This window comes from Paraburkholderia translucens (assembly GCF_020881035.1).
Lineage (GTDB): Bacteria > Pseudomonadota > Gammaproteobacteria > Burkholderiales > Burkholderiaceae > Paraburkholderia > Paraburkholderia translucens.
Map to the genome: position 1 here is coordinate 202769 of NZ_JAJITC010000001.1, position 14858 is coordinate 217626.

Here is a 14858-nt window from a genome sequence, read left to right on the forward strand (position 1 = left end):
TGGTTCGGATAGCTCAGACGGCTGCGAGGGACGCGCCGATCGCATCGCTCAGGCGGCTGACGATCTCGTCGATGTCGCGCTCCGTGCAGATGAACGGCGGCGCGAGCAGCACGTGATCGCCGCTCTTGCCATCGACGGTGCCGCCCATCGGATACACCATCAGGCCGCGCGCGAAGGCTTCTCGCTTGATCGTCGCGTGCAGTTTCAGTTTGGCCTCGAACGGCTCCTTGGTCGCGCGATCCTTCACGAGTTCGACGCCGACGAACAAGCCGCGCCCGCGCACGTCGCCGATATGCGGGTGCTGCGCATAGTGCTCGCGCAGCCGGCCGCGCAACTGCTCGCCGCGCGCCTGCACATTCGGCAGCAGTTTGTCCTGCGCGATCACCCGCTGCACTTCGAGCGCCGCCGCGCACGCGGTTGCGTGGCCGATATAAGTATGGCCATGCTGGAAGAACCCCGAGCCGCCGACGATCGTCTGATAGATGCGCTCGCTGACCAGCGTCGCGCCGATCGGCTGATAACCCGCCCCGAGACCCTTCGCGATGGTCAGCATATCGGGCGCGACACCGTCTTCCTCGCACGCGAACAGATAGCCGGTGCGGCCCATGCCCGACATGATTTCGTCGAGTATCAGCAAGACTCCATAGCGATCGCAGACCGCGCGGATCTTGCGGAAGTACTCGCGCACCGGCGGCACCGCGCCGGCCGTTGCGCCGACCACCGTCTCCGCGACGAACGCCGCCACCGTGTCCGCGCCGAGTTCGAGAATCTTCTGCTCGAGTTCATCGGCGAGACGCTGTGCGAATGCTTCTTCGGTTTCGTCCGCGCGTTGCTCGCGGTACGCGTAGCACGGGCTCACGTGATGCGCTTCGATCAGGATCGGCAGGAACGGCTCGCGGCGCCATGCGTTGCCGCCGATCGCGAGCGCCCCGAGCGTGTTGCCGTGATAGCTCTGCCGGCGCGCGATGAAATGACGCCGTTGCGTCTCACCCTTTTCGACGAAGTACTGGCGCGCGAGCTTCAGCGCCGCCTCGATCGCTTCCGAGCCGCCCGACACGAAGTACACGTGCTCGAGTCCGGCCGGCGCGCTCGCGACGAGCCGCTCGGCCAGCTCCTCGGCCGGCTCCGTCGTGAAGAACGACGTGTGCGCATACGGCAGGTGCTGCGCCTGCCGCTTGATCGCGTCGATCACGCGCTGGTTGCTGTGCCCGAGGCACGACACGGCGGCGCCGCCCGACGCGTCGATATAGCGCTTGCCCGTGGAGTCGATGATTTCGATGCCGTCGCCCGCAACGGCCACCGGCAAGGTCTGCTTCGGATAACGATGGAAAACGGTGGACATGGCGTTCGGTTCCTGGTGATGGTGGGGCGCGCCGGAACGCGGGCCGGCTTGGACGCCAAGGCTCGCGCCCACATTCAACAATCGGTACGCATTTATACGCCACCACAACATTTGTTGTCAAATGGTGTTGTGCGGCGCCAGATGGAGCGCGACGTGCAACCACCAGCGCTCAAGGCACGTACGCGCCCTTCGTGTGCAACGATTGTTCGGCGAGCGCAAGCTGCTCGACCGCGTCCGCGCCTTCGAGCGCGAGCAGATGCGCGACTAGCGCCTCGGCGATCGCGGTGGCGGCCACCAGCGACGGAAAGAACGACGGGCTTTCGTGCGAGAAGATCAACACCTTGTCGGCGTTCAGCGCGATCGGCGACACCGCGCTGTCGGTGATGGCGACCAGCCTGCTGCCCTTTTCGAGCGCGGCCTCGGCGACGCGCGCGGCTTCGACCGAATACGGCGCGAAGCTGATCACGACGGTCGCGCTGTCGTGCTCGATCGTGCGCAGTTGCATTTCGAGCGTGCCGGCCTCGCCGTTGAGCAGCGACACCGACGGACGAAACAGCCGGTAGCCGTAGACGAGACCGAACGCCACCGGGTAACACGAGCGGAAGCCCGCCACGTGCACGTGCGGCGCGCGCCGCAACACCTTTGCGGTCTCGACGATCACGCGGCTGTTATGCGCGGCGGTCGCTTCGAGATTGTGCTGCTGCGCAACGAGCAGATCGCTCGCAAGCGCATCTTTCGATTTGACCATCGAGCGCGCCCGGCTCGTCAATGGTTCTGGGCGCGTGCGCACGCGCGCGACGAACAGGTCGCGCAATTCGTTCCAGCCGGGAAAACCGAGTTGCTGTGACAGCCGCACGAGCGACGCGGGCTGCACCTGCGCGCGCTCGGCCACTTTGCGCATCGACAATACCGCGACCTCGTCGGGATGATCGAGCAGGAAGCCTGCTCCCATCTGAAACTGCGGGCTCAACTCGGGGAAGCGAGCCCGGATCAGGGCGACGAGCTGGTCGAAGCTGTCTGGCATGTTGAGGTGGGGCGACGCCGGAATGTGGATTGACAACAAATGTTACCACTGGGCAAGTGTGTTTCAACGGAATGAAAACGCTAACTGGAGCCCGCCCGCATCTCCGACTACTCGCAGAGTTCTTTGAGGAACCCGCCGTTCGAAAATATTCCGGTCGTACTCGTCACGGAGCGTTAGTCAACCTGCACAAGATCGCCCAAAAGCTGGGCGAGCTTTGCAGTTGAACGACAACGCCCTGTGGGAACCTGAACTCGAAAGCATGGCCAACCGTCGACGTGGAGCGGTTGGACATGTGGGTTACGCCCGGAAGCAGCCGAGGCCCAATGCGCGTCACTGACTCAACGCTGCGCTGGTCGCCAAATCGGGTTCCCCGGTTTGCGGAAGACCTTGTGATTTTTGGAAAGACTTCAACGCCCGGCGCGTGCGATTGCCCATCTGCCCATCGGGGGTGCCAACCGGAAAGCCCAACGCATTCAGCTTCGCCTGCATTTGGGCGACAGTCATGGCAGGTGCCCCAGGGGGAGCCGTTGGTATAGCGTCGGCCAGCGGTGTTGGCGCGCCGGGTATCTGGTTCCCCTTGGCGTACATGCATTGCATGTACGCATTGTTATATTGGTCTTGAATCGATGCCTGCGCGACTTGCGAGCCGGTCGCACCGGCAGCAGTGCCAGTCACCGCGCCCGCGGCCGCGCCGACCCCCGCCCCCTGGCTATCGCCCGTTGCCGCTCCAAGCGCTGTACCCAAAGCAACCCCAAGGAGCGCAGAGCCCACCGCACTCCTATTCGCTGATTCCGCCTCGCCGGCGACCTGGGATTGCGCGTACTGTTTGCATTCCTCCTGGTTCTGCTGGAACACCCGGAATGGTATGGCGGAGCCTGGCATAACTTGAACCGTCGGGCCCAGCGGCGTATCTGCGCAAGCACCAAGTACGAACAGCGGGAGCGCCACCGCGAAGATCGAGTAGTTTCTGGCTGCTTTGCGCGCCCCTAACGTCTTTCCGACGACGACTCCGGTCGCATGCGTAATCCGGCTCACGCCGCCGTTCTTTCCGACCACTGAAGACGCAGACCTCATAGGAGCCTCCACTGCCCAAATCCAATCGCCTCAAACTCGCGTGACCGTGGTCATTTTCGTGAACTACAGCGTCTTCACTGGTTCGCGACCGGCAAACAATTACGATCATCCTCGTGAGACAGGGGTGCACACGCGCAGCGCACAGCCATAAATACGAAAGAGCGACCTGCTTTTTTTAGTTCAGCCATCTGTTTTACCGGATCGGTACACCGGCGCATGTCCCCGGACGGTGGTTCAGGCATGCCGGAAACCCGTTCCCGACGGACAACGTAATGCCGCCCACGCGCGTCAAAACGCGCCGTTTCACGGTCAGCCCTCTACGACCTCGGATGTAGTTCGTTTGGCCGATTGGCGGGCGTTTTCCGGACTTCTACCCTGTGAGCGTCTCGAACGGTGCGCTGACTCGATCGTGCGTCCGCTTCGGAACATCCGGCTTGCCATGGGTTCGCAACGGATGGGCAGGCTGAACACAAATGGATCCACTCGAACCGGGCTCCGTCATGACCTTCCTCACACAGTTCCATCTCACCCAGTCGTTTGCCGACAGGCATTGCGATTCGTCCGTCACGATTCGCCCAATTATCTGTTCTTCGATCGCGAGGTGGCGACGCTGTATTGCCCTGATCGTTCCATACCGTGTCCGCGCCAGCGACGCTGCACAAGCGCAATCTCAGACACGTTGCTTCCCTGGTACTGGCCGGAGGACGTCATGGCCGCGTTGAGCTACCCAGAAGGCGCCGGGATCGATGATGACGCCGCGACACTAACCGATCTCTGGCATCGGCGCACCAGTCTTTCCGGCATGGAGATGGGCCGCATCTACACCCTCGTCCGGCGTGCGTTGCGTGGATACCATCCGTCCGAATTGCGCGCGCTTTCCGAAGACAAAGACGAACTCATCGCCCAATTCATCTTTTCGCGCGTGCTGAGACTGGATGCCGATCAAGAAGTACCGCACGAACCTACTACAAGCGCACCCTTCAGCGCCTACGCGATTTGCGCTTATTTCCGGCGTTACCTGATTGACTGTCTACGCAGTGCGAGACACCGGCGCAACATTTCGATCGAGATCGATGGCGTTTTCGCGGAACTCGATGCCCATGCGCTATCGCTCGACGATCCTGTCGAATCGGTTCTCGCAGAGTACGGTCTCAACGAATCCCGAACGCGGCAGGCCGCACGTGCATTCGTGCGCTCACTGGAGCAAGCAGATCGAATCATTCTTGTGGGCACCCTCGGGGCGTATCGCGGCGTCAAAGGCGGGCTCAAGGGCATCGCGGATCAGCATCGCCTGCCGTCCTATCACTACCATGCGCGAAAACTGGGCGTCACCATGAAGAAGTCGGCAAATCCCGAGGACTTCGCCAATACGAAGATCGGCAGCTGGATGAGAGATACGCTAGGCATCGAGATCATCGCCGAGAACCGGCCCGTCATTCTGATTGTCCTGAATCTGCTTGCTCTCGACGCGCACGAGTGACACTCAACGTCCCGGCAGCTGGAAGCGCACGACTTAATGCACCGCGTAACGGGCCGCTCACGGTCCACAAAACCGAAATCGAGGCTTGCGATGAAAACGGTTGAAGAGCAGTCCCTTCGTTATCAAGTCGACAAATGGCTCGCGCCGACGGCGACGCGAAGCGTGCATGTCATCCGCTTCAGCCGGACGTGTTCGGACAGAAGGCGCTATGTGTGTGTCGAATCCAGTCATCCGATGAACTCGCATGCGCTTTTCTTCTTTCGACATGACGACGGCTGCTGGAGAGTCTTTCCCGCGCTACCGGACAGGCCGCAGTTCAATGTAGAAGGTCTGCAGCATGAATGGACACGAACGTCCTTCGAGTCGACCGGTTTCGCACCGTCACGCAGCGGACAAGTCAGGCACCCGAATTCGAACCGAAGGTGAACAGCGTCATTCGCTCAGCGTGACTCGACGGTCGCGAACGTCACGTTCAATTTCAACCAGCCTGCTTCGATTTGTGAAGGCAGCGACGCGAGACGTATTGAGAGCGGACGTCTCTAGCGCTGTTTCATTCCGGCGCGCCTCGCCGGTCTACTGTCAGTCAAGGAGCACACAATCGTGGCTTATATTTCAGCGTCATTCGTGAACGGACACGGATCGAGCGCCCGTTATCAGATCTTCGATACTGCGCGCGACCCGTACTCACCGCCGACCGTCTATGACGACTTCCTCGACCCGGACACCTCCACCGGCTCCCTGCAGATCTATAGCGATGACGGCATCTACGGCAACGTGACGTATCTGCGCTCGGACGGCTACAGCCAGGTCGAGTCCAACATAACCGATGGCTCGGAAGTCCGGATGAAATAAAGCGAGTCGTTTGTAGGTCTGCCAATTCACTACCAGCAGAAACACCGATCAACCGGTACAGGAGTCGCTCATGGAAACGCTTGAAGGAATCGATATTGACAGTGCTGTCGCGCAGGCCCAATCCGGGGATCTCTCCGACATGCCCGTCTGGGATGTCTGCCTGACCTACAAGGGTGCATCGTACAAGACACTCCAGCTTGCCGCGCCCTCGCCCGAAGACGCGGCGACGACCATGGGCCAGATCGTCGCCCTGCTGAACCAACAGGCTCAGGCGAAGGGCTACGAGCCGGCATTCGGCTGGGCGATCGGCGTGTGCCCGGCCTGAGTCCCCAAGACCGGCGAGAGCATCACGACCGATGGCATCTACAAGGCGCGCTCGCGCATGAGGCCGACATGCGAAGGTGCAGGTATGCAGGGATCGCTCGGTGACAAGAACGATCTTTGCCCGAAATGGAATGCGCTGGAGTCCCCGGACTAGCAGTTTGCCGGGCGTCTAAGGTGCGGAAGGAAGATCCTCTACGTTGACTTCAGGCGGTTCCTGCGTCGGGGCAGGCGGCAAGCTTTCGACGTTGACCGGGCATTTCTCTTTCCGTTCCCTGTTACCGGCCTCTTCGCAACCGCGGTTTTGTTCTTCCATGCATTCGCCGGATTCCTTGGCTCCGTACATGCCACCCGCCACCGCCCCAATGCCCGCACCAATCGGCCCGGCAAATGCTCCGATTGTCGCGCCGATGCCGGCAATGCCAGCCCCAAGAATGGTGCACGCCGTGTTCGCCTTCGCTTGACAGCCTTTCACATCATTGTCTATCCGTTTGTTGCACGCCTCCGCCGTTTCGGACGAACTGTCGGAAGAGTCCTTCCTCGAGACGATTTCTGGCTGAACTTTCCCGTCGTTCATTCTCAACGATCTGCTTAAGACCCCAACGTCCGGGTTACGCCCAACTTCAGGAAAGCCCTGCTCCTGCGCTTCGACGCCCTTCCGGCGTAGTTCCTCCTCCCTTGCGCATTTGGGGCACTTTCGGTCGATCACTTTCGAGCCAACGAGCCGCAGCACGGTTTGATTGCCCAAGGTCCGTTGCAAACTCTGAATCCGGTCGATCGGCGAATGGCTGGATCGGGCTCCGGAACGGTTCGATGACATTTCGCGGCCGCGCCTGAGAGTCGAAAGCGAATCCTTTTCCGTATAAGCAAGCTTGGTTGACATGGGGCCACCTCATTAAATGGTTCAAGCTGACAGCTATCCGAGCGGTGATCTCTTATTCCCCATAGCAATCGGCGACGAGCGACGTTAGAAAATGAATCGGAAACCGCCTTCATATGGACGCCTTCCGATTGCAATCGTTCTCAGTGTGCCAACGGCAAGATCCGGTCGTAGCTCGGGACTTCGTTTCACCTTTCCAGCCGCACCGTGCAAAAATCACCTTCTACGCGACGTGTCCCATTCAGATTGGGATCACGCCGACGTGGTTCTTTCCGCAAACTCGTGAGCCTATATTGCTTCTATTCCTATACACGAGCCAACTTCCGGTTTGATAGAACCGTTGACACTCATCCGAGTGTGCACACATCGCCATCGTGGATACCGCTCTGCCGCCCGTTGCTGTTGACGCTGCCGTCACTGCTGGCGAACACCCAGTGCGACGAGCCGGTATCGTCCGAATCTGCCGCGATATCAATACCGATGCTCTCGTCCATATTAATTGGCACATTACTGGCCACTAGCTGGCCCGTGCGATCGTCCCATGCGTTGACGGTAACATCCGTCATCTGGTCGTTACGCAGACTAAAGTGAATTGTGCTTGCCATGACCGATCCTTTAAACAATGTTTGCATGGAGGCCGTCCGATCGGCGACTTGCGCGATGTGGCGATTCGCACGCGCCACCAGAGTCGTCTCGGCATTAGCGAAGCACTCTTTTGCCCAAGTTGCAGCTTTGATTTTTGGCGAGTGCTTCAGCGTATGATCGACACCTTTTGGTACAGCCACCTAAGCGTTGACCGTCCCTCCGAGATCGACGCCTTGGCCGTTTAGTTGAGCGACCACGAAATCAGGAACCTCGTTGCTAGCGAATAGTCCCTTCAGATCGTCCAATGCTACTGAACCCATGCAGGCAATGCACGCGCCGATGTAAACCCCAACCGCAACCGCCGCTACCTCGCCGAGCGTTGCCAGAACCGCTTCGTCGACCCCAGTGACTGCCCCAGCAGCCAATAGCGCACCGATGGTCACTTCGGCACCGCCGGAATTTTCCGAGGCATCGTGAAGTTTGTGCAAAAAATCAAGTGCCTCGTTTACGTCATCGACGGTTGGGACAGGGAATCCACTGCCTTGCATGCATTGGGACCAACGATCAGAAAATGCGCTCATCTCTACCTCCAATTTTCCTATGTTGCAACGAGTCACGCTGCGCCGGGCAGATTGACTGGACGAAACTGCAAAAGTACTTAACATCCGCGACTCTTTTGTACTTCCGAATGCGATGTTATCGACGATAAAGAAATACCTGATCGTCCTTACATTAACGATTGACGACTCCACATTTTTTACAGTGCCGAGGCAACGTTGTTTCGCATGCCGAAGCGTCGGCTTTGCATCGAACGGCACATAGGAAGGCAGACACAATCAAAGCGAGGGGTCCAGTGGCGTAATGCGGGCGAGCATCAGCGTATATTCCTCCGCGGCGACCTGACGGAACTTCATGTCCATCACGGCCATGCGCTGTTCGTCGACGATATCCGGAAAGAGCCGCTGCGCGGCATCTTTCAGCACGATGTCAGGACGCGCCACACGCGGCAGATCGTTCGACGCCGTCGAATCCAGAGCCTTCACCAGCAGATAGACCGGCACGACGTCCGCGAGGCCGATGGGAACCAACTTCATCGCAGCATCGCCGAAATGGCGCCGCACTATCGCCTGCGAGCCGAGCCGCAGCATGTAGCGAAACGGCATTCCCGTGCGGATCGAGAGCAACACGGGATCAACTGCAGCCACCTGTTCGACCGAATTCAGCCCCTCGGCCTCGAACGTCGCTACGATCGGCAAGGTCACGCCTTCGAGCGTGAGCAGCTTGTCGGGCGCGTTCTCCGTCTTCTCCGTTTCGGTGATTTGTGGAAAGCCGAACCGGCGTATCTGCTTGAGCAGGGCATCGACGGGAAAGGTACCCAGCGCGAAGGCCATCGCGGCGTGCGCGCCGTCGGATTGGGTAACGTTGTTGATGATCAGCGCGAGTGGAATCGCCAGAAAGATGCGCAGCGCGTACCAGTAGACATCGGCGACGTTGAGCGACTTGCGGCGGATGGCGAGCACCGAATCGCTCACGACGAACATGAACGAACCCGCGAACGACGCCATCAGCACGCGCTGGCTGATGCCGTAGATGCAGCCGGCGGCTTGGCTCGCGGCACACGGTCGGACATCGAAAAAGCTCGTGCCGACGAGTCCCGCGGCGGCATAGACGACCACGTGCAGGATGAACACGGCGGGCACGAACGGCGCCAATCCGTATTGCTCGTGATAGATGCGAGCGAAAAGGCGTTCGCAGATGTCGAGGCGCTCGTCGGCCACGCGCTGCCATTGCGCTGCTGCCGGCCGCGTTGCAGGCGGTGACGCCGGCAACGCGCCGCTATCCTCCAGCGCATAGATGAGACGCTGCGACCAGAAGCGTTGCAGATACGCCGAAAGCGCGCTGCCTTTCAGGCTGTTCTGGAACTCCCGATAGCGCGTGAACCAGACCAGGCTCAGAAAGACGATCAGCGGCGTGCCGGCCATCAGGGTCGTAAGCGCCCCGAGCGAGACGACGAGCCTGAGCGAAGCGCCTGTAGCATTCACGACGTAATGCATGAATGCCGCGCCGCCAACGTTAATGCCGATGAGGCCCACGCTCAACATGACCGCACGGCTCGCACCGGTGAGGTGGCGTTCGACGAGCGGGCTGGGTTTGCGCGAGGTCGATGAGCTCGGCAATGAGAGCGTTGCGGTGGACATGGTACGGCTCCTGATACAGCGAAAGCGCGGCTGTCGAAGCTGAACTCTCGCTTAACTTCGGATCGCGCGCGAACGAAAGCGGCGGCCGGACGCAGGTGCAAGGCGCGCCGCTCACCCGTCCAGCTCATTGTCGTGCGCGCGCGCAAGCATCTGCGCGCGCGGCGATCTGCCTGTCCAGTTCGCCCGACTGATCCAGCTGCATCACTGCGTGCGCCATTTGATCCGCTTCCACCTCATGCGGATCGCTCGGCTGGCTGACGGTCATCTTGCGCTGGACGCCGCCAGTCTGCTGCACGACATGCGTAAGCTCGTGCGCGAGAAGCTCGCGGCCCGCCGCCGTCCCCGGGTTATATTCGCCATGCCGGAAGTAGACATCCCGCCCGGTCGCGAACGCACGCGCCGAAAGCAACTCGCCCAGCTCGTCCGATTCCGAATCGTGATGAATGCGCACGCCCGAGAAGTCCGCGCCGAAGGCCGTCTCCATGCGACTACGCGTCGAATGATCCATACCACTGCCGCCTCCGCGCGAAGATTCTATAGAACGCTCAATCGCACTCCTGTCACCTGACTGGTCGTCACTGTTCGATGCACGGTCGATTACCCTTCCGACGAACTGATTGCCGTAACGCATTTGCAGTTTGAGCAGCGAGCGATGCGCCGATGCCGTGTCGATTTTCATCGAGCCGTTGATCGCGCCCGCTTGCTTTCCCGCACGGAACGCATTGACGATGCGGCAAGACAGGCCGCCGATCGCATCGCGCGCGATGACCGGACTCGGCGACAACGAATTGTCGCTACTCATCGTGCGTGCTTCATTGCGCCGCGCAATGCTCTCGCACTGCTTCTTATTGATCGATTCTCGGTCCATCATTTTGAACTCCCATTCAATGTTTTTTCGTTATTAGGCAAGTCAATGTGTCACATATCACATTTGATGCTGCGCTCGCTTGCGTAGCGGAGAATACCTGCTAAAACTCTATTCAAGAGCTCCTCTGGTGAAGACCCATCGGTATTGCAAATCATCTACGCATTACACCAACACCTCGCCGGATCTCGCTCTTCATCGGCCTCATAGAAAAGCCTCCTCACGCTAACCGGCCCTGTCACGCTCACTCGCATGCGCGTTGTTCGTGCAGTGAAATTCGATCCCATCCTCAACGATATGGAGTCCTAGATGGACAAAATCACATTCATGGCTGCGACGAGCAGTTCGGAAGCGGGCGCTGACCTCTGGCTCGACGCAGTGCAAACCGCGATGGAGCGTTTCGAGATCAACACGCCCGCGCGCCAGGCTGCCTTTCTCGCGCAAGTCGCGTACGAAAGTGGCCGGTTTCCGCCGCTGCCTGTGTCGGAGAACTTCAATTATTCGGTCGAAGGCCTGCAGGCAACTTTCCGCTCGCTCACGCCACAGCAATGTGCGAGCCTCGGACGGCAGCCGGGAGAGACGCACGTGCCGCCCGAGCGACAGCAGCAGATCGCCAACCTCGTCTACGGCGAGCACTATGGCAACGGCCCCGCCGCGACGAACGACGGCTGGAACTATCGCGGCTCGGGGCTCATCCAGTTGACGTTCAAGGAGAACTTCGCCCGCGCGGGTGAGGCGATCGGCGTGGATCTCGTCGGCAATCCCGATCTGGTGCGCAACGACGCCGCCACTGCCGCGCTGGTGTCCGCGTGGTACTGGCAGTCGCACGGCTGCAACGAACTCGCCGACGCGAACAACTTCTCTGCCATCACAGCGCAAATCAATCCGGCGCATGCGGGCGAGACCGGCCGTGAGGAAGCGTTCCAGCTTGCGAGCAATGCCCTCAACGCGATGCCCGGCACCGAGCAGAGCGGGATGGCCGTCGTGTGACTCGCAGGAGGCGGCGGCGCGCTTCATGATCGTGCCTATGTCAAGGTATGAGCGAACGCACCGTCGCCGACGAGCTTACCCATCTTCTGATACTCGCGCTGCGTCGCGGAGATCAGATGACACATGCGGATCATGTCGCCATCGTCCGCCGCGAGAAACGCGGCGGCCAGCGCCACGTTGCGAATGTTGCCGCCGCTGAGGTTGTAGCGGCGTGCCATCAGCGCGAGATCGACGCCCGGATCGCGCGGCGTGCGCTCGGGCAGAATCGCAATCCACATGCGATACCGATCGCTCTCGGTCGGCAGCGGAAAGTCCACGGTGAATTGCAGGCGGCGCACGAACGCCTCATCCATGTTGCGCCGGAAATTTGTCGCGAGAATCGCGATGCCCTGGTATTCTTCGATCCGCTGTAGAAGGTAGCCGACTTCGATGTTCGCGTAACGGTCGTGCGAGTCCTTCACGTCGCTGCGCTTGCCGAACAGCGAATCGGCTTCGTCGAAGAAAAGGATCGCGTTGGCGGTCTCAGCTTCGTCGAAGATGCGCGCGAGATTTTTTTCCGTCTCGCCGATGAACTTGCTGATGACGACCGACAAGTCGATCTTGTACAGATCGAGACCCAGTTCATTCGCAATGATGCCAGCCGCCATCGTCTTGCCCGTTCCCGACGGCCCCGCGAACAGGAACGTCAGCCCCTTACTCGATGCGAGCTTCTGCTCGAAGCCCCATTCGTTGAACACGCGATTGTGGTACTTGACGTGATTGCAGATTTCGCGCAACTGCGCGATGCGATCATCGGGCAGCACGATGTCCGTCCACGTGAAGCGTGGCGTGATTTTTTGTGCAAGCGCCGCGAGCGCGCGGTTCGAATTCAGTCGGCACGCGTCGTAGAGATCCTGCGACGTGATCTTTCTGCTTCCGTCTTCTGTGCCCTTCGCGTCCTTCGCACGCCAATTCGCAAGACTCATCGCCGAGCGCCATGAATCGTCAATCTGTCCCGGTGTGAAGCGGAACTTCGTGGCGACGCCCTCGACATCGAGCGTCTCAGGAGCGGCGCCGTGCGCGTGGGCAGTCTTGCGCCACAGATGCTCGCGCTCGCGAATATCCGGCCGCGCTAGCGGGACAGCGAAGAATCGCACGCGGCGCAATGCACTGCCCGGCAGCCAAAAGGCCTCGCCCGCGAGGAACGACAACGCGACTTTTTCGACTGCATCGAGGCACGCGCGCAAGGCCGCGTGCTGCTCATGCGCGAGCAGCGCATCGAAGCCGTCGATGTACAGGGCCGCACCCGTGAGGCGCGCTTCACGCGCGATCAGCGCGAATGGCATATCGCGGTTGATGTCAGCATCGGCGAGCAGCAGGCTCGCATCGACGCACAGGAACGGCGCGCCGCGTTCGCGGCAAACCGCGCGAGCGACCGTGAGCTTGCCGGCGCCCGCCGGCCCTTGCAGATGCACCGTGATCGCCATGTCATCGGTCTTCTCATGAGCCAGCGTCTTGAGACCGTGTAACGTCGATGCCGGAAGCACCAGTTCGTCCAGCCCGAGTTGCGGCGCTTCGCTTCGCAGATAAGGCGCGATGCGCGCATCCGGTGCATCGGACCCCAGCAAATACGACACGATGCGCTCATCGATGCGCAGCAGCTTGCCGATGAACGCCGGCTGCGGCCGCGCCGCATCCTCGAACACTTCGATGATCCGTGCGCGGCGCAATGGCGCATCGGCGGTGAAATGTTCACGGGCGGCAATACGCTGCAATGGGTCAGGAACGAGAAGCGCAAGCACCAGCTCGATGCTCGGTCGCGTGCGTGTCACGTCGTCCTGCAGATAGGCATAGAGCTTTTCGTATCGCGTGTCGAGCTCCGCCGCGAGGCAGACCAGCAAGATATCGATATCCAGCGGATCGAGCGAGAACATCATCCCCAGCCTGACGAGGCGCAGTTCGGTGCCTGCTTCGATCGTCGCGCTTTCGTGCTCGGAGATACGGCGCGCGATGGCTGTGTGATGCGCTGCATTGGGCGACGGATTCAGCAGCCACGCGGGCATCGCGAGCGGCGCGGCAAGCAGCGCGTCAACCTGCTGTTCGGAAACATAGAGGCCTCGGAATTGCTCGTCTTCCCGCTGCACGCATCGAAAACGCGCGACTTGCGAGCGGATCTGCAGGTCGATCTGCTCAAGTCGCGCAAGCAAATGCTCTAGCGAAGACTCGTAGCGGGACACAGCCATCACCCCTCGACCGTTGCGACATGCAACAGAGACGGGTCACATGTCACTTCGATTGCCACGAGCGAGACTCGCACATAAGCCTCGCTGCGAATCTCGATTGACAACGTCGACGTTTCCAGGTGCAAGTCGCCTTCCTTGATGTGCCAGGTCTCGTCATAAGGGCCGCTCTTGATCTCCTGTTTGAGGAGGCTCTTGGCAACGTGCTTGCGCGCATCCGCATCCCATCCGCCGAGAAACAGTTCGACCGACAGGCGCGCGTCGTTGATTTCGCCGGCAACGCGCAAGCGCAGCACGCGCGTGACGCTCGGCGCGAGTGAAATCGCCATTGTGCCGGCCGCACCTTTGTCGTTGGGCTTTTCATCGATCTCCCGATGCGCCCGCGCCTCGGTCGGACCGACACGAAATGGAGGCGGCGCAACTGCGTTTTCGGCTGGCAGAGGCGTCGGGCGAAACGGCATTCGCAGCCAGCCGCGCTTCAGATGCGCATCGAGGGAATCGGCGGTGACGGAGCACGGCGCGAGCAGCGTCTTCATGTGCCGGCGATTGGTCGTCTTGATGGCCTGCGCGCTCACATGGCTTTTGTCGTCGAGCACGATAGTCGCGAGAATCACCGCCGCCTCCACTGCGCCGGGCTCTACCGTCACCACGCCATAACACTTGCGCGTGTTGCGTTCGGCGTCGTCGTCACCGGCTGAAGCAACGTCGTCTTCCTCATAGTGAAGGCTCACGACGAGAACCGCGTTTGCTTCATTCGACGGCAACTGAAGCTTCTCCTCGTGCCTCAGATCAATTTCATGCCCGAGTCCGTCCACGGCGAAGCCCGGCGACACAACGATCTCATTGCCGCCCGCGTGTCTCACTTCCAGCCCATGCACTATGCCCCAGCCGTGCAAATTGAGGTTGTGACGATAGCGCGCGTTCGCGTGATAGCGCTGCTCGTCACGAAAGTCTTCCTCGTTCAGTAATTGACCCCGGTAGTACGCCGGTTTTTTGTGGATGAACTGTTTCTTGTGCATTTGATGTAC

Annotated in this window: 14 protein-coding genes and 1 pseudogene; 5 read left to right on the forward strand and 10 right to left on the reverse strand. The window is 60.5% G+C overall.

Translation table 11 applies throughout. The annotated features are described in order from the left end of the window. Positions 1-13: 13 nt before the first annotated feature. The 3 genes from LJ655_RS00855 to LJ655_RS00865 form a co-directional block, all read right to left on the reverse strand. The gene (locus LJ655_RS00855) at positions 14-1342 is read right to left on the reverse strand and encodes an aspartate aminotransferase family protein (RefSeq protein ID WP_230559369.1); all 1329 of its coding nucleotides are present in this window, start codon (positions 1340-1342) and stop codon (positions 14-16) included. Between the two features lie 169 nt (positions 1343-1511). Continuing rightward, positions 1512-2366 (reverse strand): MurR/RpiR family transcriptional regulator, encoded by an 855-nt coding sequence (locus LJ655_RS00860; RefSeq protein WP_230559370.1) that lies wholly within the window; start codon positions 2364-2366, stop codon positions 1512-1514. Positions 2367-2696: 330 nt separating this feature from the next. Then, on the reverse strand, positions 2697-3440 hold the full coding sequence (locus LJ655_RS00865) for a peptidoglycan-binding domain-containing protein (protein ID WP_230559371.1): 744 nt from the start codon (positions 3438-3440) through the stop codon (positions 2697-2699). 709 nt (positions 3441-4149) lie between these two features. Between LJ655_RS00865 and LJ655_RS00870 the strand changes: the two genes are divergently transcribed. The 4 genes and pseudogenes from LJ655_RS00870 (at position 4150) to LJ655_RS00885 (ending at position 6097) form a co-directional block, all read left to right on the forward strand. Continuing rightward, positions 4150-4920, forward strand: coding sequence for a hypothetical protein (locus LJ655_RS00870; protein WP_230559372.1), 771 nt, complete (start codon positions 4150-4152; stop codon positions 4918-4920). A 90-nt stretch (positions 4921-5010) separates the two neighbouring features. Continuing rightward, positions 5011-5247 (forward strand): annotated as a pseudogene (locus LJ655_RS30300) (hypothetical protein); the annotation flags it as partial. A gap of 273 nt (positions 5248-5520) precedes the next feature. After that, the gene (locus tag LJ655_RS00880; RefSeq protein WP_230559374.1) at positions 5521-5772 is read left to right on the forward strand and encodes a hypothetical protein; all 252 of its coding nucleotides are present in this window, start codon (positions 5521-5523) and stop codon (positions 5770-5772) included. 70 nt (positions 5773-5842) lie between these two features. Continuing rightward, entirely contained in the window at positions 5843-6097 is a 255-nt protein-coding gene (locus tag LJ655_RS00885) for a hypothetical protein (RefSeq protein ID WP_230559375.1), read from the forward strand. Between the two features lie 168 nt (positions 6098-6265). Here the strand turns inward: LJ655_RS00885 and LJ655_RS00890 are convergent, their stop codons facing one another. The 5 genes from LJ655_RS00890 to LJ655_RS00910 all read right to left on the reverse strand — a co-directional run bounded on the left by LJ655_RS00890 (position 6266) and on the right by LJ655_RS00910 (position 10558). Further along, positions 6266-6976: a hypothetical protein gene (locus LJ655_RS00890; protein ID WP_230559376.1), complete on the reverse strand. Its 711-nt coding sequence runs from the start codon at positions 6974-6976 to the stop codon at positions 6266-6268. 344 nt (positions 6977-7320) lie between these two features. Then, on the reverse strand, positions 7321-7758 hold the full coding sequence (locus LJ655_RS00895; protein WP_230559377.1) for a hypothetical protein: 438 nt from the start codon (positions 7756-7758) through the stop codon (positions 7321-7323). Then, positions 7759-8139, reverse strand: coding sequence for an ARID/BRIGHT DNA-binding domain-containing protein (locus LJ655_RS00900; RefSeq protein WP_230559378.1), 381 nt, complete (start codon positions 8137-8139; stop codon positions 7759-7761). Positions 8140-8394: 255 nt separating this feature from the next. Then, the gene (locus LJ655_RS00905) at positions 8395-9756 is read right to left on the reverse strand and encodes a hypothetical protein (RefSeq protein WP_230559379.1); all 1362 of its coding nucleotides are present in this window, start codon (positions 9754-9756) and stop codon (positions 8395-8397) included. Positions 9757-9880: 124 nt separating this feature from the next. Beyond that, on the reverse strand, positions 9881-10558 hold the full coding sequence (locus LJ655_RS00910; protein ID WP_230559380.1) for an eCIS core domain-containing protein: 678 nt from the start codon (positions 10556-10558) through the stop codon (positions 9881-9883). A gap of 372 nt (positions 10559-10930) precedes the next feature. On the opposite strand from LJ655_RS00910, the gene LJ655_RS00915 reads away from it, so the two are divergent. Next, positions 10931-11611 (forward strand): glycoside hydrolase family 19 protein, encoded by a 681-nt coding sequence (locus LJ655_RS00915; RefSeq protein WP_230559381.1) that lies wholly within the window; start codon positions 10931-10933, stop codon positions 11609-11611. A 35-nt stretch (positions 11612-11646) separates the two neighbouring features. Here the strand turns inward: LJ655_RS00915 and LJ655_RS00920 are convergent, their stop codons facing one another. Beyond that, positions 11647-13833 (reverse strand): AAA family ATPase, encoded by a 2187-nt coding sequence (locus tag LJ655_RS00920; RefSeq protein WP_230559382.1) that lies wholly within the window; start codon positions 13831-13833, stop codon positions 11647-11649. Further along, on the reverse strand, positions 13833-14849 hold the full coding sequence (locus LJ655_RS00925; RefSeq protein ID WP_230559383.1) for a hypothetical protein: 1017 nt from the start codon (positions 14847-14849) through the stop codon (positions 13833-13835). Before LJ655_RS00925 ends, LJ655_RS00920 begins: the two co-directional genes overlap by 1 nt. Between the last annotated feature and the right edge of the window lie 9 nt (positions 14850-14858).